The 24050-nt window shown below is 44.4% G+C and carries 21 protein-coding genes and 1 pseudogene; 9 read left to right on the forward strand and 13 right to left on the reverse strand.

The window, feature by feature from the left end; all coding sequences use genetic code 11:
* Nucleotides 1-5 precede the first annotated feature (5 nt).
* The gene (gene pseI, locus vsple_RS00820; RefSeq protein WP_261882396.1) at nucleotides 6-1058 is read left to right on the forward strand and encodes a pseudaminic acid synthase; all 1053 of its coding nucleotides are present in this window, start codon (nucleotides 6-8) and stop codon (nucleotides 1056-1058) included.
* A 12-nt stretch (nucleotides 1059-1070) separates the two neighbouring features.
* Here pseI and vsple_RS00825 read toward each other — a convergent pair whose 3' ends face one another.
* The 5 genes from vsple_RS00825 to rfaD all read right to left on the reverse strand — a co-directional run bounded on the left by vsple_RS00825 (nucleotide 1071) and on the right by rfaD (nucleotide 6431).
* The gene (locus vsple_RS00825; RefSeq protein WP_261882397.1) at nucleotides 1071-2093 is read right to left on the reverse strand and encodes an alpha-2,8-polysialyltransferase family protein; all 1023 of its coding nucleotides are present in this window, start codon (nucleotides 2091-2093) and stop codon (nucleotides 1071-1073) included.
* Between the two features lie 10 nt (nucleotides 2094-2103).
* Nucleotides 2104-3372, reverse strand: coding sequence for a lipid IV(A) 3-deoxy-D-manno-octulosonic acid transferase (gene waaA / locus vsple_RS00830; protein ID WP_261882398.1), 1269 nt, complete (start codon nucleotides 3370-3372; stop codon nucleotides 2104-2106).
* On the reverse strand, nucleotides 3366-4424 hold the full coding sequence (waaF, locus tag vsple_RS00835) for a lipopolysaccharide heptosyltransferase II (protein WP_261882399.1): 1059 nt from the start codon (nucleotides 4422-4424) through the stop codon (nucleotides 3366-3368). The genes waaA and waaF overlap by 7 nt, the downstream gene beginning before the upstream one ends.
* Nucleotides 4421-5416 (reverse strand): lauroyl-Kdo(2)-lipid IV(A) myristoyltransferase, encoded by a 996-nt coding sequence (gene lpxM / locus vsple_RS00840; RefSeq protein ID WP_261882400.1) that lies wholly within the window; start codon nucleotides 5414-5416, stop codon nucleotides 4421-4423. Before lpxM ends, waaF begins: the two co-directional genes overlap by 4 nt.
* A 73-nt stretch (nucleotides 5417-5489) precedes the next feature.
* Nucleotides 5490-6431: an ADP-glyceromanno-heptose 6-epimerase gene (gene rfaD, locus vsple_RS00845; RefSeq protein WP_261882401.1), complete on the reverse strand. Its 942-nt coding sequence runs from the start codon at nucleotides 6429-6431 to the stop codon at nucleotides 5490-5492.
* Nucleotides 6432-6740: 309 nt separating this feature from the next.
* Here rfaD and vsple_RS00850 point away from each other — a divergent pair, with 309 nt between their 5' ends.
* Nucleotides 6741-7376 (forward strand): TetR/AcrR family transcriptional regulator, encoded by a 636-nt coding sequence (locus vsple_RS00850; RefSeq protein WP_255231639.1) that lies wholly within the window; start codon nucleotides 6741-6743, stop codon nucleotides 7374-7376.
* 629 nt (nucleotides 7377-8005) lie between these two features.
* On the opposite strand, the gene vsple_RS00855 is transcribed toward vsple_RS00850, so the two are convergent.
* The 5 genes from vsple_RS00855 to vsple_RS00875 form a co-directional block, all read right to left on the reverse strand.
* Nucleotides 8006-9145, reverse strand: coding sequence for a murein hydrolase activator EnvC family protein (locus vsple_RS00855; RefSeq protein ID WP_261882402.1), 1140 nt, complete (start codon nucleotides 9143-9145; stop codon nucleotides 8006-8008).
* 295 nt (nucleotides 9146-9440) lie between these two features.
* Nucleotides 9441-10262, reverse strand: coding sequence for a serine O-acetyltransferase (cysE, locus tag vsple_RS00860; RefSeq protein ID WP_150896142.1), 822 nt, complete (start codon nucleotides 10260-10262; stop codon nucleotides 9441-9443).
* 458 nt (nucleotides 10263-10720) lie between these two features.
* Nucleotides 10721-11767 carry an NAD(P)H-dependent glycerol-3-phosphate dehydrogenase gene (gene gpsA, locus vsple_RS00865; protein WP_261882403.1) on the reverse strand — a complete coding sequence of 349 codons (1047 nt, stop codon included), beginning with the start codon at nucleotides 11765-11767 and terminating at the stop codon, nucleotides 10721-10723.
* Nucleotides 11768-11919: 152 nt separating this feature from the next.
* Entirely contained in the window at nucleotides 11920-12393 is a 474-nt protein-coding gene (secB, locus tag vsple_RS00870) for a protein-export chaperone SecB (RefSeq protein WP_261882404.1), read from the reverse strand.
* 147 nt (nucleotides 12394-12540) lie between these two features.
* Complete coding sequence (locus vsple_RS00875) at nucleotides 12541-12975, reverse strand: rhodanese-like domain-containing protein (protein ID WP_150896144.1); 435 nt, start codon at nucleotides 12973-12975, stop codon at nucleotides 12541-12543.
* Between the two features lie 283 nt (nucleotides 12976-13258).
* Between vsple_RS00875 and vsple_RS00880 the strand changes: the two genes are divergently transcribed.
* The 7 genes from vsple_RS00880 (at nucleotide 13259) to vsple_RS00910 (ending at nucleotide 22131) form a co-directional block, all read left to right on the forward strand.
* Nucleotides 13259-13510 carry a hypothetical protein gene (locus tag vsple_RS00880; protein WP_261882405.1) on the forward strand — a complete coding sequence of 84 codons (252 nt, stop codon included), beginning with the start codon at nucleotides 13259-13261 and terminating at the stop codon, nucleotides 13508-13510.
* A 131-nt stretch (nucleotides 13511-13641) separates the two neighbouring features.
* The gene (locus tag vsple_RS00885) at nucleotides 13642-14316 is read left to right on the forward strand and encodes a YjbF family lipoprotein (protein ID WP_261882406.1); all 675 of its coding nucleotides are present in this window, start codon (nucleotides 13642-13644) and stop codon (nucleotides 14314-14316) included.
* A gap of 18 nt (nucleotides 14317-14334) precedes the next feature.
* Complete coding sequence (locus vsple_RS00890; RefSeq protein ID WP_261882407.1) at nucleotides 14335-15222, forward strand: capsule biosynthesis GfcC family protein; 888 nt, start codon at nucleotides 14335-14337, stop codon at nucleotides 15220-15222.
* Entirely contained in the window at nucleotides 15222-17501 is a 2280-nt protein-coding gene (locus vsple_RS00895) for a YjbH domain-containing protein (protein WP_261882408.1), read from the forward strand. The genes vsple_RS00890 and vsple_RS00895 overlap by 1 nt, the downstream gene beginning before the upstream one ends.
* 625 nt (nucleotides 17502-18126) lie before the next feature.
* Entirely contained in the window at nucleotides 18127-19263 is a 1137-nt protein-coding gene (locus vsple_RS00900; RefSeq protein WP_261882409.1) for a polysaccharide export protein, read from the forward strand.
* Nucleotides 19264-19344: 81 nt separating this feature from the next.
* Nucleotides 19345-19785, forward strand: coding sequence for a low molecular weight protein-tyrosine-phosphatase (locus vsple_RS00905; protein WP_261882410.1), 441 nt, complete (start codon nucleotides 19345-19347; stop codon nucleotides 19783-19785).
* Nucleotides 19786-19959: 174 nt separating this feature from the next.
* The gene (locus vsple_RS00910) at nucleotides 19960-22131 is read left to right on the forward strand and encodes a polysaccharide biosynthesis tyrosine autokinase (protein WP_261882411.1); all 2172 of its coding nucleotides are present in this window, start codon (nucleotides 19960-19962) and stop codon (nucleotides 22129-22131) included.
* Between the two features lie 125 nt (nucleotides 22132-22256).
* On the opposite strand, the gene vsple_RS00915 is transcribed toward vsple_RS00910, so the two are convergent.
* From vsple_RS00915 to vsple_RS00925, 3 genes and pseudogenes are all read right to left on the reverse strand, one after another.
* A complete protein-coding gene (locus vsple_RS00915) occupies nucleotides 22257-22592 on the reverse strand; it encodes a hypothetical protein (protein WP_255231629.1) in 336 nt (111 codons plus the stop codon).
* A gap of 254 nt (nucleotides 22593-22846) precedes the next feature.
* Nucleotides 22847-23332, reverse strand: a pseudogene (locus vsple_RS00920) (N-acetylmuramoyl-L-alanine amidase); the annotation flags it as partial.
* Nucleotides 23332-23793, reverse strand: a complete 462-nt coding sequence (locus vsple_RS00925; protein WP_261882413.1) for a hypothetical protein — start codon at nucleotides 23791-23793, stop codon at nucleotides 23332-23334. The gene vsple_RS00925 and the pseudogene vsple_RS00920, both read right to left, overlap by 1 nt.
* Nucleotides 23794-24050 lie beyond the last annotated feature (257 nt).

Raw genomic sequence — 24050 nt, forward strand, 5'->3', positions numbered from 1 at the left:
CAAAAATGAAGCCATTTATAACCATAGACGGCCGTAAGATCGGCCCAGATTTTCCACCCTATATCATTGCTGAACTTTCTGCTAATCATAATGGTGATATCAACCGTGCCTTTCAAATTATGGAAGAGGCGAAGAAAGCCGGGGCAGACGCGATCAAACTTCAAACCTACACACATGAGACCATTACGATGGACTGTGACTCTGAAGAGTTTCAGATCCACGGTGGTTTGTGGGATGGACAAAGTTTATACGAGCTTTATAAAGGCGCTCATATGCCTTGGGATTGGCACAAGCCACTTTTCGAAAAAGCTCGAGAGCTAGGTATCACCATTTTCAGCTCTCCTTTTGACTTTACCGCAGTCGACCTTTTGGAAGAGTTGAATGCACCGGCATACAAAATTGCGTCATTTGAAGTAATAGATTTGCCGTTAATTAAACGTGTCGCTCAAACTGGCAAACCAATGATTATCTCAACAGGGATGGCGAATGAAGAAGAAATTTCAGACGCTATCAAAACGGCTAAAGATAACGGCTGTCAGGAGTTAGTCGTTCTTCATTGTGTAAGTGGTTATCCAGCCCCTGCTGAACAGTATAATCTGAAAACAATAGCCGATATCGCAGAGCGCTTCGATGTTCTGTCTGGTCTATCCGACCATACTATTGACAATGCTACTGCTGTTACGTCTATTGCTCTTGGCGCTGTTCTTATTGAAAAACATGTCACGATGGATCGTAATGGTGGTGGTGCTGATGATAGTTTCTCACTTGAACCCGCAGAGTTACAGGCACTTTGCCAAGATACTAAAACGGCGTGGCAGGCATTGGGCCAAGTAAACTATGAGAGAACAGAAGCAGAGAAAGGCAATGTTAAATTCCGTCGTTCTTTGTATGTAGTAAAAGATGTGAAAGCTGGAGAAGTATTTACAGCAGACAATGTACGCAGTATTCGCCCTGGGTTTGGTTTAGCACCGAAGTATTATGACAGTGTACTGGGTAGTGCAGCAAGTAAATCAGTAGCGGCAGGAACTGCACTAACATTTGATATGATTAAAAGATAAAAATTGTGGGGATTACTCCCCACTTTTTTTTACATCAATGTTAACAATGTTACTTTGAGAGAAGAGATTGAATATTCTCTGTTCACGTTTACTTACTATGTCAGTTAGTTGGAAAGCCCCATCATTTTCATTGTGTAAGTTGTATATAGGCATCCCTGGGTATAGCATTAATGCGGTGTATTGAGCTGTAGATAAAATGCCGACTAAACCTGAAAGTTTTATTTGCTTTTCAAGGATTTCCACCTCTAAGGGAAAATCACTAACGTGATAAGTAACACTCTCCATTTGAAGAATTCGACTTTTCAGCTCCTCTGACTCTGTTCGGTGAGGAAAATATACTATTGGCTTGTTATGTTTTTTTATAAAGTAATTTAGTTCATTTATATAAGAGTCTATTGTCTTTCTTCTTTTATGCCCAATTGCTCCCTGCCCAATAAAGCCTATAGGTGCATTAGAGTCATACAAGGATTCCGAGTTATATCTCTCTTTCAGGGTCGATAATGTATTTTTCGTTATTTTATGTTCCGGGTTAGGGATGTCGAATATGGTGAAGAGCTCGAGATTTTTACTTTGACTAATCTTACCAATTGGTTTGCAACCGAGTAATCTCACAACAAGATCTTGAAGAAATCTTGGTCGATAATATATATCTTTTGTTCTAATGGTTTCTTCATATTCGTTGATGGTTAGTGTGCCATCATCAAAATAGATTTCATTATCAATTTTTAAATTGCGAAGTATTAGTTTGGTTCGCCATGATTTATATTCACCGTGAAAAAAATTTTCCAATTTACTGTTTCTAGTTATCGTTTTTATTTTTTTTATAACGCTAGGTACTTTCGTTGTTCTATTCGTTCTATCTAACGTAATAACATGATCCCAAAGGCTCTTATTTACTATTCTCCTTTGCTGAGTTATTCCTGGTTCTGAGTCTTGATTTACTAGGACAAGAATATTATTCTCAGTTTTGTATTCCACACGAGCTTCATTGGCACAAATATATTGAAATGGTGATGTTACAAGAAATAAATTCATAGCTGATTTCCTATATGCTTTGTATCTTTTTTATGGTTTTTCCTATAGATCCCATGTTAGCTCTTACTACTTGTTGTGCATTCTTTGCTAAAATATCTCGTTCTTGAAAATTAGAAAAGTAATAACCTATAATTTGACTTAGGTTGTCACTACTCGTTATAACGATACCATTTTTAGAGTTTAACTGATTTACTATCTCTGGAAAATTAAAATAACTCGGCCCCGTCACCACAGGCACTCCCAAAGCTGCGGGCTCAAGCACATTATGCCCACCAACCTTATCGCCAATTAAGCTGCCGCCCATAAAGCAGATATCTGCAGCGCCTATTAAAACCAGCATCTCGCCCATGGTATCACCCACATAAACTTGTGACTTTTCATAAGACTCAATGTCTGTGTTTGTTCTACGCGTGGTTGTAAACCCTGAGGATTGACATAAATGAACCACATCATCAAATCGCTCAGGGTGACGTGGAACTATCATTAGCAAAGCATCCGGATAGGTGTTAAGTACCTCTTTATGTGCCTCTAGAATCTGCTCATCTTCACCTTTGTGAGTACTAGCGGCGATCCATACTGGGCGGTTTACACCAAGCTCAGCCCTTAACGCTTTGCCTTTTGCTTTTACCTCATCTGAAATTTGTATATCGAACTTGATTGAGCCTGTGACGACTAGCTTACTCTTCGCAACACCCAGTGACTCAAAGTGGTCAGCGTCAGATTGACTCTGGCAAAGTATCTTCGTCAAGCAAGGCTCTATGACATTGAAGACGGGCTGAAACTTTGCGTAGTTGTTTCGAGACTTTTCAGATAAGCGTGCGTTGACCACCGTGACGGGTACACCAAACTTAGACACTTGGTGCAGCGTGTTCGGCCACAACTCTGTCTCAATGATCAGCATTTTCTGCGGTTGGATCGCGTTAAGAAAGCCTTTTACCGCAAAGCCAAAATCAATCGGCATGTATCTGTGTTCAACCAAAGTACCAAGCTTCTCAATCTGCTCAGCCCCCGTACTGGTCGTGGTGGTCACCACAATAGTCTGCTCTGGATTTTGCTTTTTTAGCGCTTTGATAAGAGGCGTTGCGGCAATACTTTCACCAACCGACACCGCATGAATCCAAATAGGGCGCTGGCTTGATGCGAGCTTAGGTGTGATACCGAAGTGTTCCTTCCAACGTGTACCAAACTTGGGTTTGTTTGGCTTACTTTTATATAAGCCAAACAGAAGCAAAGGAGCGACAAGTGCGAGGAGCAGCGTGTAGAAAAACCGAATTAACATGCGCTTACCGAAATGGCCTCTAACTTGTGGATGCTATTAATGACTTGTTTCGGTGACAGCTCGGTTAGGCATTTTAAGTGTTTGAACTCGCATTCACGTTGGAAACACGGACGGCAATCAATGTCGGTATGCACAATCTCGACTTTTTCAGCCAGTGGTGGCGTATATTTGGGAGATGTTGAGCCGTAAACCGCAACAACGTTGCAACCCACGGCTGCAGCAACGTGCATCAAGCCAGAGTCGTTTGCAACCACAGTTTGACAAGCGCCAAGCAGATCTACGGCTTCAATTAGGCTAGTTTGACCCGCTAAGACGTGAATTTGCGATTGCAGTTCATCAGGAACAAGATCTTTGATGTTGTTACACGTGTCCAAATCTTTTTGAGAACCAAACAGCCACACTTGCTTACCTGCTTTACTCATCGAGGTTGCAACTTCTGCATAATGCGTTTCTGGCCACTTTTTAGCAGGGCCGAACTCCGCACCTGGGCAAAGGCCAGTGATGGTAGTATCTAAGGTAAGGTTAAACCTGTTCGCTGTTTTTAGCTGCTCATCTTTGAGAATGGTGAGAGCCGGTCTCGGTAGCTGCTCCAATCCACCTAAAGAGCTAGAGTCGATCATCTCTGCTTTAGGGTGGGCAAGGGCGACATAACGCTCAACCATGTATTGGAATGATTTTTTATTAGGGCGCAGATCATTTAAAAGACCATAACGCATCTCACCTTTCCAGCCGGTACGTTTGGGAATATCCGCAAACCAAGGAATCAGTGCCGATTTAGCCGAGTTAGGGCAAATGAAAGCTTGGTCATACTGAGCTTCACGCAGCGTTTTACCGATCGCTCGACGACCGAGAAAGTTAAATTCACCATGACCAATCGGCATATCAATCGCTCGATTAACCTCTGGCATACGCTCAAGAATCGGCTTACACCAACCGGGTGCCATCACATCGATGACGGCATCAGGGTGTTGTTGTTTCAGGGTGATGTAAAGTGACTGTGACATCACCATATCGCCCACCCAAGATGGACCTATGATCAGAATTTTTTTCATCGTGTATACGTCTTGAGCCACAGCTCTCTGTCTTCGTAAGGATTGTAAGTACTTTCGGGATCCGGCTGAGTAGTTAAAAAGCGCAGTACCCACATGTACTGTTCCGGGCGTTCTTTTACGCACTCTTCGATAAACTGATTCATTCTCTGAGTGTCTTGATGATCGCTTTTTGAAGGATAATCCTGCCACGCCGGAAGTACATCAATATTGAATAAGCCGGTTTGAGCGTCATAGCTTGAGAAGACCGGGATGATTTTTGCACGGCTTACTTTAGATAATTTACCTAGTCCAGGGAGTGTCGCTTTCGGTATGTTGAAAAAATCCACAAAAATACTGTGTTCGCGACCGTGGTCTTGGTCCGGTAAGTAATACCCTAAATAACCCTCTCGTACGGATTTGATAAAAGGTTTAATGCCGTTGTCTCGCTCATACACTCGACCGCCATATTGCACTCGTTGTCTGTGCATTAACCAGTCTGTCACTGGGTTCTTCTGTTTCTTGGCCATCGCTGAAACGGGTAGACCTTGAGAAGCTAGATAGATAGCGGGAATATCAATTCCCCAGCTGTGAGGCACTAACAAAATAGCTTTGTGCCCTTGCTCCAGCGTCTCATGAATATTGTTGATACCGTTGACGGTGGTGTTTTTTGTTAACCAGCTTTGGCTGCGCAGCGAAAGAGAGGCGAAGTTAAGCAAAAATGAAACGGCAGTGGTTAGCGTTTTCTCAAGCAGTTGCTCTTTTTCCGCGTCACTTTTTTCTGGGAAGCAGAGGCCGAAGTTAATCCACGCATTGTTTATGGTTCTACTCGGTTTTTTTATCGCATATCTTGCTAGCTTGCAGCTCAACCAGTACTTTGTTTTTTGTGGGAAAAATACCAATGGTATTCCCACTAAGATAGCTAGCCATGTTCCCCAGTGCTTCGGAGCAAGAAAGCCCCACTCAAAGGTGGGGTTGTAGGCATCTGGATCGAAGTCGTTACGCTTCTCGGTCATTGAAAACTCTCAGTTCTTAGAGCGCTCTTAATCTAGCGAGCGCTCCTGATCTTGAAAAAAAGCAAGAGGACAATTATTTGTTCTTCAGTGCCATGTACTCAGCAACGCCTTCGGCAACGGTTTTGAATTGAATATCACAACCCGTTGCACGCAGCTTCGTTAAGTCTGCCTGAGTAAACTCTTGGTAAGCGCCTTTTAGGTGCTCTGGGAATGGAATGGTCTCAATTTCACCTTTACCGTGGTGCTTGATGACGGCTTTGGCAACCTCTTCAAAAGATTCAGCATTACCTGTACCTAGGTTGAAAATACCTGACACGCCATTTTCTAGGAACCAAAGGTTCACTGCTGCTACGTCACCCACGTACACGAAATCACGTTTGAATGTTTCGCTACCCGCGAATAGCTTTGGATTTTCACCCGCGTTCATCTGGTTGTTTAGATGGAAAGCAACCGATGCCATACTGCCTTTGTGGTCTTCACGTGGGCCGTAAACGTTGAAGTAACGGAAGCCGGTGATTTGCGATAGTTTTTCGTTATGCGCTGCGGCGTCTTCTTGCAAGCGACGAACATAGTTATCGAACTGCTGCTTAGAGTAGCCGTATACGTTTAGCGCACCTTCGTACTCTTTCTCTTCAATAAACGTGTCTGTCTCGCCATAAGTGGCGGCAGATGAGGCGTATAGGAAAGGAATTTCACGCTCAACACAGTAATGCAGTAGCTCTTTTGAGTACTCGTAGTTGTTAAGCATCATGTACTTACCATCCCACTCGGTTGTCGCAGAGCATGCACCTTCGTGGAAAATCGCTTCGATATGGCCGAAATCATCGCCAGCCATAACTTGAGTTAGGAAGTCGTCACGATCCATGTAATCAGTGATGTCTAGGTCGACAAGGTTTTTGAACTTCTTACCATTCTTTAGGTTGTCGACGACTAGGATATCGTTGTGGCCTGCTTCATTAAGTGCCTTAACAATATTGCTGCCAATCATGCCAGCGCCACCCGTTACGATAATCATATTTTACCTACTCTTTTGAATACAAAACTATCGCGAGTATAGCAAGGAATGAACAATTCGGGCTAGTGCAAACCAAGGTTACTCGCCTGTTAGCACCTGAATTGACTTCATAAATTAGGCATATAATCAGGAAGTTTTATATCGCAATGAGGGATAGCTTCCAGCTGTTCAAGATTTACTGCCAGCCGTTCAAGACTGACTAACAGCCGAATAAGGCTTGTGGTTCCACCGACCAGATGTTAACGACTCGATCTATCTGGTTAGGGGCGATATACTGACTCTCTAAGTAGATAGGGATTAGAAATAGAAATGAAGACACGTGACAAGATTGTTTATGCGGCATTGGAACTATTTAATGAGCACGGCGAGCGTAGTATTACCACTAACCATATCGCTGAACACATTGAGATCAGCCCTGGCAACCTATACTACCACTTCCGTAACAAACAAGAGATTGTGCGCGATATCTTCACTCTATATTCAGAGGAGCTGCTTGAGCGATTTACTCCCATCCAGGGTCAAAAAGAGAGCCTGACTCTGCTTAAGCATTACTTGGATTCCATCTTTACCTTGATGTGGAAATACCGTTTTTTCTACGCCAACCTTCCTGAGATCTTGTCTCGAGATGAGCAGCTGCATAACGATTACATGGCGGTGCAAGAGCGTTTGCAATCTAACCTAATTGCGATCATGCGTGCATTCGTGGATTTGAAATTGTTGAAAGCCTCTGAAGATGAGATGAAATCTATGGTGACGTCTCTGCACCTTATTGCGTCGAGCTGGCTTGCTTATCAATCTGCCATGTCACCAAGAACCCAAATCACCGAGCAAGTGATTCATCAAGGCATGCTACAGATGATTGCTGTGGTGAAACCTATCGCAACCACTCAAGGCTTTGAGCAGTTAACTTTGTTGGAAGATGGTGTTCGAGCGTTGAATGGGTAGAGCAGATGAGAGTGACGGGATACGAGATTCGAAGAGCTGATTAGAGTGACGGGATACGAGATGCGAAAAGCAAAAAAACGTTCTCACCCTGCCGTTCTTCACCACCCATTGACTCGAATTCCGTCTCTATTCTTTAATCTCTTCGCATCTCGATTACCCGAATCCCGTATCTGCTTTTTTGATAGCGAGGAACGAGCGTGATAGGGAATCTCTTTGTGTAGCTGAAGGTAAAATCGACACATAGATTCCAGACATTTCGTTCCTCAATTCTGGAATGACGAATCCTAAAAACTTTCTAACTCAAAGCTGAACTCATGGCATGGACTTTCCGCCACTCGTAACTCGAATTTGCTGCTTTTAATCCCTTCGCATCTCGATTACTCGCATCTACTTCTACAATCAATTCCCTCATTCCCTACAGCGAGGAACGAGCGTGATAGGGAATCTCTTTGTGTAGCTGAAGGTAAAATCAACACATAGATTCCAGACATTTCGTTCCTCAATTCTGGAATGACGAATCTTAAAAACTTCTAACTCGAAAAATGAACTTTTAGCGTGGGCTGTCCGTATCTCGAATCCTCGGCTTTTAATCTCTTCGCATCTCGCGCACTCGCATCCCGCATCTGCTCTTATCTCACCAACCAACTCTTCGGGTTCTGCGCCTGACTGTTTCGGCGGATCTCAAAATAGAGGGATGGACGGGATTGACCGCCGGTGTCACCTGCGAGTGCAATGGCTTCGCCGGCTTTGACTTTATCGCCTTCTTTCTTAAGTAGCGCCTGGTTAAAGCCGTATAGCGTCATATCACCTTTACCGTGATCGAGCAGCACCACCAAGCCGTAACCGCGCAGGTATTCAGCAAATACCACGGTGCCAGAGTAGACAGATTTAACCTGTTGACCGTAGCTCGCGTTAATCACCATACCTTTCCAATTCACTTGTCCGGTTTGGCGAGTACCATAGTTATGCAGCACTTTTCCTTTAATCGGCCAAGGAAGCTTACCTTTGCGTTTTGCGAGGCCGTCCATAGGTACCGCATTGCGTCTTTCACGAGCGGCTTTTTCCGCTTTGGCGATCTCTGCTTTTAGGCGAGTCTCATTGCGTTGCAGCTCTGCTAGATAGGTTTTATCTCCAGAGATCCTCTTCTTAATACTGCCCACCGTCTTTTTACGTTGCGCTTGCGTCTTAGCGAGCTGATCGCGCTTGGTGGTTTGCTGTTTAAGCAGGGTCGCAATTTGCTCTTGTTCGGCTTTACGAAGGCGCTGACTCTCTTCAAGTTCAGCTTGAGTTTGTTCGATCGCTTTAATCGTGGTGGTGCGCGCTTTAGCTAGGTGTTGGTAGTAGTGGCTAATACGATCTTCTTCGACACCGGTATTCAAAATATGCGAAGGCGCTTTTGCTCGGCGCGTCATGTAGTAAGTTTGAATAAGCTGTTCGAGCTTTTGGGTATGAACTTGCTTCTGAGTAATCAGCGCTTGAATCTTATTGTTGAGTTGCTGGATATTGGCATTGGCGGTAGCAAGTTGCTCCTTACGTTCCTTGATGCCTTTCTCTAATGAAGCGATAGAGAGCTCTTGTTGTTTGAGGTTGGCCTGCAAGCTATCCAATTTTTTTTGTTGGGAAGATAGGGCTTGCTGCTGACGAGAGATCTCACTCTTCACCCCTTTTAGCTCACCTTGGGAGGCGGCATGAGTAGAGATAGAAAACATTGCACTAGAAAGTAAAATAAGGCTGCTTATAGCTTTAATTTTTTTCATTGTTTTCGTCATCTAAGTTACAGCCTACTCATTTAATTACTTCTAGTTTTTAGAGCTATCTCTAGTGGATATAGAGATTCCAGACACTTCGTCCCTCAGTTCTGGAATGACGAAGTTTATAAGGACGTCATCTCCAAGAGTGAGGAACGAGCGAGTTGGAGATCTACTCACAGCGAGTCCATTCGTTACCTTTAACAGAAACCAAAAGCACGCGATTTCATTTTAAGCCTTTCGTATCTCGCTTACTCGAATCTCTAACCTGCTTTTATTCTCTTCGCATCCCGCCACTCGAATCCCGAATCTGCTCTTATATCCCATCACCATGAATAAAGTTTTGAGAGCGTCCGTTAAACCCTTGGTCCATATCCAGAGATGGCTTATCGGTTTTCGGCTTACCCACAATTTTAGCAGGAACACCAGCCACTGTAGTATGAGCAGGAACAGCTTGCAGTACCACAGAACAAGAACCGATTTTCGCGCCTTCACCAACTTCAATGTTACCCAAGATCTTGGCGCCAGCACCAATCATGACACCTTCGCGAATCTTAGGATGACGATCACCGCCTTCTTTACCTGTACCACCTAAGGTTACGTCTTGCAGAATAGATACGTCGTTCTCAACAACCGCAGTCTCACCAATCACAATACCGGTTGCGTGGTCGAGCATGATCGCTTTACCAATACGGGCAGCAGGGTGGATATCCACTTGGCACGCAACAGAAATTTGGTTTTGCAGATAGGTGGCAAGCGCAATACGGCCTTGTTTCCACAACCAGTTAGCCACGCGATAACCTTGCAGAGCGTGGTAGCCCTTTAGGTAAAGCAGCGGCATAGAGTACATCTCTACCGCAGGGTCTCGTGTCACGGTTGCGCAAATATCGCAAGCGGCAGCATCAATGATGGCTTGGTCTTCTGCAAAGGCTTGCTCAACCACTTCGCGTACCGCCATCGCCGGCATAGACGCAGTTTTGAGTTTGTTTGCCAGGATATAACTTAACGAAGCACCGAGACTGTCATGGTTGATAATGGTCGCATGGTAAAAACTCGCGAGCATAGGCTCCTGCTCAGACTGCTCTCGAGCTTCCTTTACAATGCATTGCCAGACTTTTTGTTGTTCACAGTGTTTCATTTTTTCTATCCATATTTTTTGAAGGGCAGATACGAGTATCGAGATTCGAAAAGAGACTAGATTCCAGACACTTCGTTCCTCAGTTCTGGAATGACGAAAATAGAACTCACGTCATCTCCAAGAGCGAGGAACGAGCGAGTTGGAGATCTCTCTTTAGCTCTTCGCTACTCGTTAACCCGTATCTCGCATCTGATTTTAAACACTTCGTTCCTCAGTTCTGGAATGACGAAAATAGAACTCACGTCATCTCCAAGAGTGAGGAACGAGCGAATTGGAGATCTCTCTTTAGCTCTTCGCTACTCGTTAACTCGTATCTCGCATCTGATTTTAAACACTTCGTTTCTCAGTTCTAGAATGACGAAATCAAAATCAACGTCATCTCCAAGAGCGAGGAACGAGCGAGTTGGAGATCTCTCTTAGCTCTTCGCCACTCGTTTACTCGAATCTCTCATCCGCTCTTAACCTTCCGATTTCTTATCTCGAGCCAGCAGATCTTTCGCTGCTAAGTGTGCGTCTTTTCCTTGATACAACACTTGATAAATTTGTTCAACAATTGGCATCTCAACACCCATGCGTTCAGACAGAAGCCAAACCTCTTTGGTGTTGCGATAACCTTCGACCACTTGGCCGATCTCTTGTTGCGCGGTATCGACATCTTTACCCGTCCCCAAAGCTAGACCGAAGCGGCGGTTGCGAGATTGGTTATCGGTACAAGTGAGTACCAAATCGCCTAAACCAGCCATGCCCATGAAGGTTTCAGGTTTTGCGCCTAATGCTGCACCTAAGCGGCTCATTTCAGCGAGGCCACGAGTGATTAGAGCGGTACGAGCATTGGCACCAAAGCCGATGCCATCCGACATACCAGCACCAATCGCGATAACGTTCTTAACCGCACCACCCAGTTGCATGCCGATGAAGTCATCATTCGCGTAGACACGGAAGGTACGGGTACAGTGAATCTTCTCTTGCAGCTCTTTTACGAACTCTTTGTCTGGTGACGCGACAGAAATCGCCGTCGGCATACCTGCAGCCAGCTCTTTGGCAAAAGTAGGGCCAGATAGAACGGCTAATGAATAACCGTCACCAATCACATCATGCGCGACATCTTTGAGTAGGCGACCTGTTTCCGGCTCTAGACCTTTGGTTGCCCAACAGATACGTGAATCTGCTTTTAGGTGAGGTTTTAGGCTATTCAACACAATGCCAAACACATGGCTCGGTACAACCACAAGTAGGTCGCGGCTTGCTGATACTGCTTTCTCTAGATTCGACTCAATAATCAAGCTTTCAGGGAAGTCGATGTTTGGCAGGAACTCATGGTTAGCGCGGTCGGCTTCTAAACGAGCCATATGCTCAGGATCATGGCCCCAAAGCACAATGTTAGCGCCGTTACGTGCAAGAGAAATGGCTAAAGATGTGCCATAAGAACCAGCGCCAATCACCGTCATGGCGATCTCTTTGCCATAAATGTCATTGGTGTCATTAGTGCGAGTTGTGTCTGTCATGCTTCCACCTGAAAGTCTTGAGGAAATGAGAGGAGTATCTTTCTACTATATCGCTAGAATAAAAGCGATAAAATAAAAAATGCACACCGCATAAGTCGCGCTGTGCATTTTTAAACGGTCGGTTTAAGTCTTAAATAACTTAATTGCTCGCCTTAAGCTTGAGCTTGCTCGCCTTCAGCTTGTTGAGCTTGGTTTTGTAGGTAGTTCATGAACAGAGCGTCGAAGTTAACTGGCGCTAGGTTCAGTTGTGGGAACGTACCTTTAACCACTAGGCTAGAGATTGTTTCACGAGCGTATGGGAATAGGATGTTCGGGCAGAATGCACCTAGGCAGTGTGCCAGTTGGCCCGCTTCCATTTCGCTAGCAGTGAAGATACCACCTTGTTGAACTTCACACAGGAATGCCGTCTCTTCTGCGTTCTTAACTGTCACAGTAAGACGTAGGATTACTTCGTAAACGCCTTGACCAAGTTCACGGCTCTGAGTGTCTAGATCCAGTTTTACATCTGGGTTCCACTCTTTTTGGAACATATCTGGCGAGTTTGGCGCTTCAAAAGAGACGTCTTTTAGGAAGATACGTTGGATTGCGAAGTTTTGTTGTGCTTCTTGAGGTGCTGCTTCAGCCATTTTCTTGTCCTTAAAAATTTACATTGGGCTCCGTAACTTGAGATGGGTTACGAAACCTGAAAAACGAGTATATCGATAACCGTGCTAATAGCATTGGTGCTTATTAATAACAGTGTCTGCTAATAACGGTAATTGCTACTAACGGCGTTACTTCTTGCCTTTCACTAAAGGCAGGTTTGCTTCGCTCCAAGCAACTAGGCCATTTTTCAGTAGGCTCACGTTTTCAAACCCAGCTTTCGCTAGTAGGTTTGCACTTTCTTGAGCGGTTTGACCTGTTTTACATACCACAATGATTGGGTCTGCTTTGTGGCTTTCAAGGCTACCAAAGTTATTTGCTTTGATATCTGAAGGCAAAATGTGAAGTGCGTCAGTAATATGACCTTTTTTGTATTCATCTTTAGTACGAATATCCACCACAACACCATTTTCACGGTTCATTAATTGCGTGGTTTGCGCCGCAGTAATCTCTTTGTAAGCCGCATTCGATGTTTTGATGACATTCATAATGATGGCCACTACTAAGCCAATCCATACGATGGCTAAAATCATATTATCTTGAATAAAAGGTACTAACTCTTGCATATCTTAGACTCTTGTCGTTTAGGGCTAGAAACTATACCCAAGCTTCTCGCGGTTACTTTGGTATGTCGCTCTGGAGTATAGCGATAATGGATTGCAGAATACAGAAGAAGCCGAAGGTTGTGAGTGAAGGCGCGCAATAAAGCCGTTTTTGTCTAGAATTTATGCATTTACTTGTACACTCTTATTCACTATCATGATCAATTAGTTGTTTAAGCTGAACAACTAATTGAGGTTGAAGCTTAGCCTCTGTATATAAACGTTTATATCTTTAATAGGAATCAGTATGAAAAAGATGGCTCTAGTAGCAGCGCTAGCTGTTAGCTTCTCAGGTGCGGCTTTCGCAGCGACTGAAACTGCAGCAGCGGCAGGTGCTGGCGCAGGTACTAGCGGTGCAGCGGCAGGTGCAGGTGCATCAGCGGTAGCAGCAGGTACAGCAACGACGGTAGCGGTAACAACAGCTGCAGTAGCAGTAGGCGCAGCAGTAGCCGTAGCTTCTAACGACGGCGGCGCTACAACTACGACTAACACTCAGTAATTTCTTACTTGAGTGAATGAAAAGCCATTTTATGTGAGAGCATAAAGTGGTTTTTTTATATTAGAGTGTTCCCTAACTTATCAGTTCATTATCTCACTCGTTCATACTATCGCTAGGAAGCGTAAACAATCATGATTAAACCTTTTATCGCCTCTTTAGGTTTGCTGCTTGCGGGCTGTTCCCAGCAGTTTCAAGACTTAAACGCCACTTTTAATGAAGCCATGTTTGGTGGTGCTGATGTTTCCACTTCAGCTGAATACATCCAAGACCTACCTTACGCCAGCATTTATGCGCAGATTAACGATCAAGGTAAAATATTTATGGTGTTGGCGTTTGTTGGACAAAACCCAGAAACGGGCGCAGAGCAACTCAAGTGGATGTCTTCAGATAAAGCGATGATCGTGACTGAAAATGGCCGAGTAGTTCAAACCTTATTGCTACCTTACGAGAACCTGTCTGGCCTAGCAGTAAAGCCAACCAATGCATTGGTCCCAAGTTTTGATTTATCAGTACAACCCAAAGCACAGCAATGGCAAGCCACGTACGATTGGCAGCCAGACTATCGATTTGGTTACAGCGCTAACGTTGTACGCACTTATGCAGATCAAGAAACCGTGCAGACCCCGTTTGCCGCGATTGAAACCAGTAAGTTTATCGAACAAGTGAGTTATCCAGCCCTTGGCGAAAAAATAGAAAATGAATATTGGGTAAACAGTGAAGGTAAGGTGGTGAAAACGGTTCAGTTCCTTGGCCCAGATATGACTCGTATAGAGTTAACCTTGCTTAAGCCTTATCAAGCGAACTAATCGGTGGTGATAGACAGTATGAAATTAGTAATGAAACTCGGTAAACGTACCGCATTGGCTTCGCTTGGTGCTGCGCTCTTCTTGTCAAATATGGCATACGCCCAATCTTTAGAGCCTCACGCTCAACAAGCGCAACAACCACAGCTTAGCGTTGAGCTGCCAGTTCAAGGTGTTACCCTCAATTACACTCAACCCGTTCGTTTAGAGCAGGTATTGAATGACGCGAATGCGAATGGCGCGTTAGGGTACTTTCCACTATCTGCACAGTTGTTTGATCGTAATGCACAGCAGCAAGTTGATACTTTAAAAGAACAGGTACTTGAACAGTTGAACCAGTTGGCGCTTCAAGAACCACAAGTCAGATCTGTGACTACACAGCTCGAATCTTTTGATTTCCAAGCCCGTTACTTTGTTGATTTAGACAGAAACGCAGTGATCTCCCAACCAGAGAAAAATCCGTTATTGGTTTCAAAAGATATGTTGCTTCTCAAAAACGGATCGCTTTCAAAAGAAGAGGCGCTCCAATCAGCTAATTTGTTTATATCAGAGCAGTCAAACCAAGCGCAGCGCTTTGACTTATATCTCACCCCAAGACCAACCGATCTAACTTTAGTTGGTGCAGTTAAACAAGCACATAAACTTAAGTTAATTGAGCACGGACAGTTAGATAACTACCTCTCTAAACTCCCAAAAGGTGAGTTGCTTGAGATTGCAGATAAAAGCACAGCCTTTGTCATTCAGCCAAATGGGCATGTGGATGAGATAAGCTACGCCTACTGGAACAGTAAACAGGCTTACTTTGCACCCGGTGCGATTCTGTTTATCGCATTTGAGTCGCTGCCTTCTGAGTTCTCAACTTTGAATCAAAATATTATCGAACTTCTACGTCATAAGGTTAATTTGTAATGTCGGCTAATCAATCATTCCCATTAACGCTTCTTGCTAGTTCGATTACTGGTGCTTTACTGGCTGTCAGTAGCTTCTCTGCTGCTGCGCAAGACTTTTCCGCAGAAGTGAAAGAGCAAGCACCTTTAGAAGTGGAAGTTTCAAGTTTTAATGCCCCTACGCTAAAGCATTCGCAAACCAACTTTGGTGGCGTGGGCTTAATGCAGATGCCCACCGCACGTATGGCACCAGAGGGTGAATTCAACTTAAGTGCATCGTTTAACAACGAGTATTACTTCTACAACGTTAGCCTACAGGTAATGCCTTGGTTAGAAGCGACGGTTCGTTATACCCAAGTTCAAGACTTGCTTTACAGCGGTAACGGTAGCGCAGATTGCTCTCAAAACAGCTTTAGTGGCTGTACGAAGTACACAGATAAAGGCATCGATTTCAAAGTTCGCTTAATTGAAGAAGGCTACTACTTGCCAGAGTTGTCTGTCGGTGTTCGTGACTTTGGTGGGACAGGCCTGTTTGATGGCGAATTTGTTGCAGCCAGCAAGCGATTTGGCCCGCTCGATGTAACCTTAGGTATGGGCTGGGGTTATATGGGGACTAGTGGCAATTTCACTAATCCATTCTGTAAAGCCAGCGATAGGTTTTGTGAACGCCCGTCCGATTTTAAAGGCAATGGCGGCAGCATTGACTTTGAGCGTTGGTTTAAGGGTGATGCCGCTATCTATGGCGGTTTAGAGTATCAAACGCCCTATAAGCCACTAACCTTAAAGCTCGAATACGACAGCAACGATTACTCGCAAGACTTCCCTGTAGTACGTGGTGGTGTTGATATGACGCAACACACTCCTTGGAATGTGGGGGCTCTGTACCGTTTCAATGACTGGGCGACAGCCAAGGTGAGTTACGAGCGTGGTGACACCCTAACTTTTGGCTTTGACTTAACCACTAACTTCAATGAAATTGCGTCAATCTGGCGTGATACGGAAGCTGCACAGCTTCGCCCTACAGAAGCGAGCAGTATGGATGAGGTGGATTTAGCTAAGCTAACAGAAGAGTTGGATAGCATCGCAGGCTATGAACAAGCGCAGGTCCTGGTTGATAACAATACGCTGGTGGTGAAAGGCGAACAGGTTAAATACCGCGATCGTGAAGTGGCACTTGAACGAGGAGCGACAGTAATCGCTAATCACGTTCCTGATTACATCGATACTTACCAAATTGTTGAAACCAGCAGTGCAGGTGAGCTTTCTCAAACGGATATCAATGCTGATCAGTTTAAACAAGCGGCCAGTTACTCTTATTTAGATTCAGATATCAAAGATTCGACTCAACACAGAGAAGTTGCATCGAATTCAGCCACTGAGTACCACGATGCGCGTGAACGTTTTGATGTATCGGTATCGCCAAACCTAGCCCAATCTTTTGGTTCGGCTGAAGATTTTTACCTGTATGCGCTAGGTTTATATACCAATGCCTCTTTCTGGGCGACCAATAACATTGAGTTGTCGGGCTCTTTGTATATCAACCTTATCGATAACTACGATAAGTTTAACTACACAGTACCGGAAGACGGCACCGACCAAACCGCAAGGGTTAGAACCCTATTTCGTGAGTATGTGGAAGAGCCAGTTCGTTTAGATAGATTACAACTGACCTGGTTTGAAGACTATGGTAGTGGCATATACAGCCAAGCCTATGCAGGTTATTTAGAGAGTATGTTTGCTGGTGTCGGTGGCGAAGTACTTTACCGCCCATATAACAGTAATTGGGCTGTTGGTGCCGATATAACCGCCATTAGTCAACGTGACCCAGACAGCTGGTTTAAAACCTTTGATCAAGAGTGGCAAGCTCACCCAACAGATTCAAGTCGCTCATACCGCGTGATTGACAAAGGCACCACAGGCTTTGTCACTGGTTACTACATGCCACAATGGGAGTTCTTGAGTGATACCTTGTTTAAAGTCGGCGTTGGTAAATTCTTAGCTGGCGATGTGGGTACCCGAATCGATTTCTCAAAACAGTTCAAGAGCGGCGTAATTGCAGGTGCATTTGTGAGCTTAACCGACTTGAGCGAAGAAGACTTCGGTGAGGGCAGTTACACCAAAGGCTTCTACGTATCGATTCCATTTGACTTGCTAACCGTAAAACCAAGTTCAAACCGAACTCAGTTTACATGGCAACCTTTAACCCGTGATGGCGGACAGGTATTGAACAAGCAGTACAATTTGTTTGAACAAACCGATGCAAGATCACCATGGTTCCAAAGGCCAAGTAAGGTTAAATGATTTAGTAGATACGAGTAAACGAGATTCGAAGGGCTGCAAAGTCTGATGTTGGACTAGAAATGCGTTCAGTATGGATTATTAGCTGCGTCATTCCCTACAGCGAGGTACGAGCGTGATAGGGAATCTCTTTTCGTGAACAACGGAAAGAGATTCCAGACGCTTCGTCCCTCAACTCTGGAATGACGAGTTTTAATAATGCCCTAACTCGAATTCGATTCTTGGATGATATCTTCCGCAGTCCCGAATTTTTATGCTATTCGATTCTTATTTTTCTAAGCGCCCAACCATTCAACAAGGTTGATAATACAAACAAACTGTGGATAATACATACGGATTAAATTTGAGCATGTTTTTGATGCGTGCTTTATAAAAATTACCATTGGCTTTTATCTACTGTTCAAGAGCTGTATATGGTACACAGACAATTACGCAGTGTGATGTCGCGGTATATCAACGGGCGGTAGCGTGCCCGAACGCGAATTTAAATGGGAGCGATATCAAACTATCACTCCTTTTCCCTTCCGTTTTAACTGCTGCTATTCGTTTAAGCCACTGCTAATGGTAAGGTCATCTGTCTTGTATCACTTGGATGTGATTACATTTTCTCAACTATGATTTGGTTAACATGAAGATTAAGAAAAATCGTCTCCTTCTTGCGTTATTGCCCGCTTTACTGGTTGGCTGTACTACTCCAGGCACGCACCTTACTACCGATGATAAGAATGTGATCCTTCCTTCTGAGGAACAACAAACTGCGGATATTTCAGATGTTGTTAACCTTTACCCTTTAACCGCCCAAACGGTTTCTAGTTATAAAAGCGAAATCCAATCTGTCTCTCAAGCTAACCCTGAGTTAGATGTTGATATCGCGAAGTATGAGTACAAAGTGGGTGTGGGCGATATTCTGAATATCACAATATGGGATCACCCAGAACTGACGATTCCTGCAGGCTCTTACCGTAGCGCTTCTGAAGCGGGTAACTGGGTTCATGCCGATGGCACCATTTTCTACCCATACATTGGCACGGTAGAAGTTGCAGGCAAAACTGTGCGTGAAATTCGTGCAGAGGTTGCCAAGCGTTTAGCGAAGTACATTGAAAGCCCACAAGTGGATGTCAATGTTGCGGCTTTTCGCTCTAAGAAAACCTACGTGACTGGCGAAGTTTCTAAGCCGGGTCAACAGCCAATCACCAATATTCCGTTAACACTGCTGGATGCGGTAAACCGCTCTGGCGGTCTTTCTGAAAATGCCGATTGGCGTAATGTTTCTTTAACGCGTAATGGTGTTGAAGAGAACATTTCACTGTATGGACTGATGCAGCGTGGTGATTTAACGCAAAACCGTTTGCTGCAAGCCGGCGATATTGTTCATGTACCACGCAATGACAATCAAAAAGTGTTTGTGATGGGCGAAGTGAATGAACCACAGTTACTGAAGATTGACCGTGTAGGCATGAGTCTAACCGAAGCGCTGAGTAATGTGGGTGGTATTAACCAACTTTCTGCTGATGCGACAGGCGTGTTTGTGATTCGAACTTCTGATGATAAATCAGAACGCATGGCGGACATTTACCAACTGAACATGGAAGATGCGTCCGCTTTAGTCATTGGTACCGAGTTTGATTTGAAGCCGTATGATATTGTTTATGTCACGGCAGCGCCGATCAGCCGTTGGAACCGTGTCATCGGACAACTTGTTCCGACCATTACTGGTTTCAATGACCTAACGGAAGGCGTACTACGCGTTCGTAACTGGCCGTAAATAAAGTAGATTAAATATCGGGCCGTATTCTGTGTGGCTCGGTTTATATGGTTGCCCACTTTATATAGTTGATTGCAATTTATGTTTAATAAAATTCTTGTAGTTTGTGTTGGTAATATTTGCCGCTCTCCAACGGGGGAGCGTGTTTTACAAAAGTTATTACCAAACAAACACGTCGCTTCAGCGGGTATTGCCGCGGAAAAAAGCCGTTTAATTGGTAAACCAGCAGACGAAACCGCAATTCTGATTGCAGCAGAAAATGGCGTGGATGTAGAAGCCCACCAATCACAACAAGTGACGCCGCAGCTTTGTGCGCAGTATGATTTGATATTAGTGATGGAAAAAGGCCATATGGAAGCGTTAACCCAGATATCTCCGGAAGCGCGCGGTAAAACCATGCTGTTTGGCCAGTGGATAGGGCAACGCGACATCCCTGATCCTTACCGCCAGAGTCGAGAGGCTTTTGAACATGCTTATAAATTGATTGATGAAGCTGCACAAGCATGGGCGAAAAAGCTTTAATCGATTTAGCAACGCTGTAATTAATTCAACAAGGCTTCAATCGATTTAACAAAGCGTTTCACTCAGAAGAGTAAGCGTTGAATCAGCAGAAACGATAACATAAACGATTTAGGGTGGTTTGTTTTTAATGAGCCAGCCAACAAAATAGTACGAGTTTTAGGAAATAGTATTTCGATGACAACACAACCATCTAGGCAAACACAGACTGATAACTCAGATGAGATCGATTTAGGAAAACTGTTTGGTATTTTGCTTGATGCTAAGTGGTGGATTATCTTTACCACGTTTATCTTTGCAGTTGGCGGTGTTGCATTTGCACTGTTATCCACGCCTATCTATAAAGCGGATGCATTAATTCAGATTGAAGAGAAAAGCTCTGGCGGCATCTCTTCCATGGTGGGTGATATGGGCGAACTGTTCGCTCAAGAATCTTCTGCCACCACTGAAATTGAGATCATTAAATCGAGAATGATCTTAGGTGAAACGGTCGATAAGTTTAATTTAACCACGGTCACCTCTCCTATTTATGCGCCCGTTGTAGGCAAAGGTATCGCTCGTTTAACCGGAGATGTTAACAACATTTCCGTTAGCCGTTTTGTGGTTCCAGGTTATGCCAGTGAATACGCGCACACGATTCGTATCCTAGATGCAGAGCTGGACACTTATCAGCTGATTCGAGAAGACGAACGTGTCATCTTAGAGGGTAAGATTGGTCAACTGGCCACTGCAGATGATTACAGTCTATTTGTTGCTGGTTTTGAATCCCATGATGGTTTTGAGTTTGCCATCGCTAATCGTAGTCGTCTTGAAGCTATTGAATGGCTCAAGCAATCTTTGTCTTTGTCCGAGCAAGGTAAGCAAACGGGTATCCTGAAGCTAAGCTTTGAGGGTGAGAATAAGCAGCAGATTTCTGAAATCTTAAACCATATTAGTCAAATCTACTTCCTACAAAATGTAAAGCGCAACTCAGCGGAAGCCGAGAAGAGTTTGGCCTTCCTAGAGGGGCATCTTCCTGGTATTAAATCTCAGCTAACCACATTTGAAGATACGCTAAACAATTACCGCCAAGAAAACGAATCGATTGATTTGGGCTTAGAAGCTCAGTCAACACTAAAAGTGATGGTAGAACTGGAAGCGCAGCTGAATGAACTGACGTTTAAAGAGAGTGAAATTAGCCAGCGTTTTACTAAAGACCACCCGGCTTATAAATCACTGCTTGATAAGCGCGAAACGCTGCTGAAAGAGAAAGAGCGTTTAAACAAGCAGGTACAAAAGCTACCTAAAACGCAACGTGAAGTGCTACGTATGACACGTGACGTGGAAGTAAACCAACAGATCTATATTCAACTACTCAACAAAGTACAAGAGCTCAGCATTATCAAAGCGGGTACCGTGGGTAATGTACGCATTTTGGATGATGCACAAGCTTATGCGCGTGCAGTAAAACCGAAGAAGCCACTGATTGTTGTATTGGCGACACTACTTGGTGGCATGTTAAGTGTGGCGTTTGTATTAGTGAAAGCCGCGTTCCACCGCGGAGTTGAAAGCGCAGATCAAATCGAAGAAATTGGTTTACCAGTTTACGCAGCGGTACCTAAATCAGACCTACAGTTAGAATTAACTAACCGCTTTAAATCTAAGAAAAAACAGACCTCTGGAACTCAAGCTTTGCTTGCAGAATCTAACCCTGCCGATCTTTCTGTTGAAGCGCTACGCGGCCTTCGTACAAGTTTGCACTTTGCGATGCTTGAAGCGAAAAACAATATCTTGATGATCTCTGGCCCTGCGCCAGGTATCGGTAAGTCATTTATCTCAACTAACTTTGCGGCAGTAGCAGCAAAAACAGGCCAAAAGGTGCTGTTGATTGATGCGGATATGCGTAAAGGCTATTTGCAGCAAAGCTTTGGTGTGTCATGGGATAATGGCCTTTCTGATATGTTGAGCGGTAAGCAAGGTTTTACTGAATCGGTCAAAGCAACCCCAGTTGAAAACCTAGACATTATCACTCGCGGCCAAGTACCACCAAACCCATCAGAGCTTCTCATGCACCCACGCTTTGCGGAGCTGATGGAGTGGGCATCTAAAGAGTACGACCTGGTAATTGTTGATACACCACCAGTATTAGCTGTAACCGATCCAAGTATTGTGGGTGCATTTGCTGGTACCACGTTAATGGTTGCTCGCTTCGGTCAAAACACGGTTAAAGAGATCGATGTAGCACGCAATCGCTTTGAACAATCTGGTATTGAAGTGAAAGGTGTCATTTTCAACGCCATCGAGAAAAAGGCCTCAAGCTCTTACGGCTATGGTTACTATAACTACGCTTATTCTAGCGATAAAAAGTAGGTTAAAATCAGATGCGGGATGCGAGTGGCGAGATACGAAAAGCGCCGCTCGAACCCTTCTTTATCTCTGCGTTACCCGCATCTGCTTTTTAAGCCCTTCGCATCCCGATTACTCGCTACCCGAATCTATTTTTTAATCACCCCTCCCGTCAAATACAATCCAATCGCTGCTAAAACCGGATAACCAAAAGCTTCATTGGTCATCTCCCCTAATGGTTTCCAATCGTAGCCGTGCATACAACCCAATATCACCATGACATGCAGCGCCACATAAGGAATAGTGAACAGCAACACAATGTAGCGCTGCACCAACTTAAAAGGTTCATACGCTTTTAATAGTGCCAGCTTGTGCTTCGCTTTTTCTTCATCAGTAAAAAACATCGCATCTCCTGTGTTGGTCAGTGCCTCTAAACCTTTGTTAATGGAAGACTCGCTCCCAAATATCTTTCCGAACAATGTCATACAACTCCTTGATTGATGGTTATATACTGCCTTTCTCGCTCTTCAGCCTCTCGCCTACTCGAATCCCGTATCTGCACTTCAGTCTTTTCGCCTCCCGTCACTCGCATCTCGCATCCGCTCTTTAGATCATCGCATCCCGTTTACTCGCTACTCTCATCTGCTCTTTAGCCCTTCGACTGTATTACCCTCTCGCTCTTCACCTCTGCTTTTCCACTCTTCGAATCTCGTTTACTCGAATCCCGTATCTGCTTTTCATCTCTCAAAACCATCACCGGACAGGCCTTATTCACTCCCCAATCTTTATGTCCCTTAACATTGTTATCCGCTATCAAAAATCGTTTTTGCAACACTTCGATTAGGCCAAACAAAGCCTTGCGCTGAGCAAAGGTAAAATTGTCTTCAGGTTGCTGGACAGCATTGCAGCCTCCTACCAAACAAACACCAATATTGCCTTTGTTGTGTCCTTTAACATGCGCGCCGGTTTGCGACAACGGACGTCCTATTTCAACCTTACCGCAGCGACGAATCACAAAATGGTACCCCACATCTCGCCAGCCTCGATTTTTATGCCAACTGCGAATCTCGGTCACACCAATATCTTGGATTGAAGGCGTTGCGCTGCAGTGCACAGTGATAAAAGAAAAATCTGCACCAACTGTTTTATTAATCAGGGGAAGTAGTGTGATCACTTGTTCTGGCAATGCGACTACTAACAAGTTGATAGTTGAGTTATCAAGCATTAGTCGTTGCTTACGAGCTGGTTCAACTGGTGGTGGAGTGCTTGGCAAAATTTATCCTCTTGTTGTCGTATCCATTGATGTAACGATCGCTGTAGTCGGCGTTGCTGTTGCATACCTTGTTGTTGCAAACTTTGCTGTTGTAAACATAGAAGTGACACGTTGTGTTTTTGTGTTCCCCCTTTTTCTCTCTCTTGTTCAAGCCGACAGAGCTGTTCATTCAAGGCCACTCGAACGGCTTTAGCATATTCGAATTGGTAACTCACATAATGCAGGTAGGTGATGCAGTATCCGATGGGGTACTGCTTTTTCGCTCGCAGTATCGCCCAAGCGAGTTCGTCGTGGTTGAACGTGTGATGACAGGGCGTTTGATTAGTATTACCGCAAACGGAATCCGCCCGACATTCAAAGCTCGCCATGCTGGGCAGGTACGCTGAAATAAAAACAGAGATGATTGCCTTCATTAAACACCTTGTGGTTGCTAAGGGATGAGCAATGTAATGCAAGGCGATCGATTGGGGGCGGTACGAATAGTAAAATTTATTCGCTTGCATAAAAAATGAGAGCTGTTTCTAAGTAAGGAAAACTCAGCAATAACACGTGTTGCATAGCCTTGCGAACAGAACTGCAAAACATGTTTTGTTACGGATTATCTTACCTTCGCTTCGCCCCCATATTCATAAAAAGTGTTGTTAATGCTCTGAATGTCATCGGCTGTCTA

Origin of the sequence: Vibrio pelagius (assembly GCF_024347575.1) — a bacterium.
In the GTDB taxonomy this organism is placed as follows: Bacteria; Pseudomonadota; Gammaproteobacteria; order Enterobacterales; family Vibrionaceae; genus Vibrio; species Vibrio pelagius.

Coding starts and splice junctions, on each gene's coding strand:
- vsple_RS00900 (WP_261882409.1), top strand. CDS start 18,127: ATGAAGATTAAGAAAAATCGTCTCCTTCTTGCGTTATTGCCCGCTTTA.
- rfaD (WP_261882401.1), bottom strand. CDS start 6,431: ATGATTATCGTAACGGGTGGCGCTGGCATGATTGGCAGCAATATTGTT.
- vsple_RS00910 (WP_261882411.1), top strand. CDS start 19,960: ATGACAACACAACCATCTAGGCAAACACAGACTGATAACTCAGATGAG.
- waaF (WP_261882399.1), bottom strand. CDS start 4,424: ATGAAAAAAATTCTGATCATAGGTCCATCTTGGGTGGGCGATATGGTG.
- vsple_RS00895 (WP_261882408.1), top strand. CDS start 15,222: ATGTCGGCTAATCAATCATTCCCATTAACGCTTCTTGCTAGTTCGATT.
- cysE (WP_150896142.1), bottom strand. CDS start 10,262: ATGAAACACTGTGAACAACAAAAAGTCTGGCAATGCATTGTAAAGGAA.
- vsple_RS00915 (WP_255231629.1), bottom strand. CDS start 22,592: ATGACATTGTTCGGAAAGATATTTGGGAGCGAGTCTTCCATTAACAAA.
- vsple_RS00885 (WP_261882406.1), top strand. CDS start 13,642: ATGATTAAACCTTTTATCGCCTCTTTAGGTTTGCTGCTTGCGGGCTGT.
- vsple_RS00880 (WP_261882405.1), top strand. CDS start 13,259: ATGAAAAAGATGGCTCTAGTAGCAGCGCTAGCTGTTAGCTTCTCAGGT.
- lpxM (WP_261882400.1), bottom strand. CDS start 5,416: ATGACCGAGAAGCGTAACGACTTCGATCCAGATGCCTACAACCCCACC.
- vsple_RS00875 (WP_150896144.1), bottom strand. CDS start 12,975: ATGCAAGAGTTAGTACCTTTTATTCAAGATAATATGATTTTAGCCATC.
- gpsA (WP_261882403.1), bottom strand. CDS start 11,767: ATGACAGACACAACTCGCACTAATGACACCAATGACATTTATGGCAAA.
- vsple_RS00905 (WP_261882410.1), top strand. CDS start 19,345: ATGTTTAATAAAATTCTTGTAGTTTGTGTTGGTAATATTTGCCGCTCT.
- pseI (WP_261882396.1), top strand. CDS start 6: ATGAAGCCATTTATAACCATAGACGGCCGTAAGATCGGCCCAGATTTT.
- vsple_RS00890 (WP_261882407.1), top strand. CDS start 14,335: ATGAAATTAGTAATGAAACTCGGTAAACGTACCGCATTGGCTTCGCTT.
- waaA (WP_261882398.1), bottom strand. CDS start 3,372: ATGTTAATTCGGTTTTTCTACACGCTGCTCCTCGCACTTGTCGCTCCT.
- secB (WP_261882404.1), bottom strand. CDS start 12,393: ATGGCTGAAGCAGCACCTCAAGAAGCACAACAAAACTTCGCAATCCAA.
- vsple_RS00855 (WP_261882402.1), bottom strand. CDS start 9,145: ATGACGAAAACAATGAAAAAAATTAAAGCTATAAGCAGCCTTATTTTA.
- vsple_RS00850 (WP_255231639.1), top strand. CDS start 6,741: ATGAAGACACGTGACAAGATTGTTTATGCGGCATTGGAACTATTTAAT.
- vsple_RS00825 (WP_261882397.1), bottom strand. CDS start 2,093: ATGAATTTATTTCTTGTAACATCACCATTTCAATATATTTGTGCCAAT.
- vsple_RS00925 (WP_261882413.1), bottom strand. CDS start 23,793: ATGAAGGCAATCATCTCTGTTTTTATTTCAGCGTACCTGCCCAGCATG.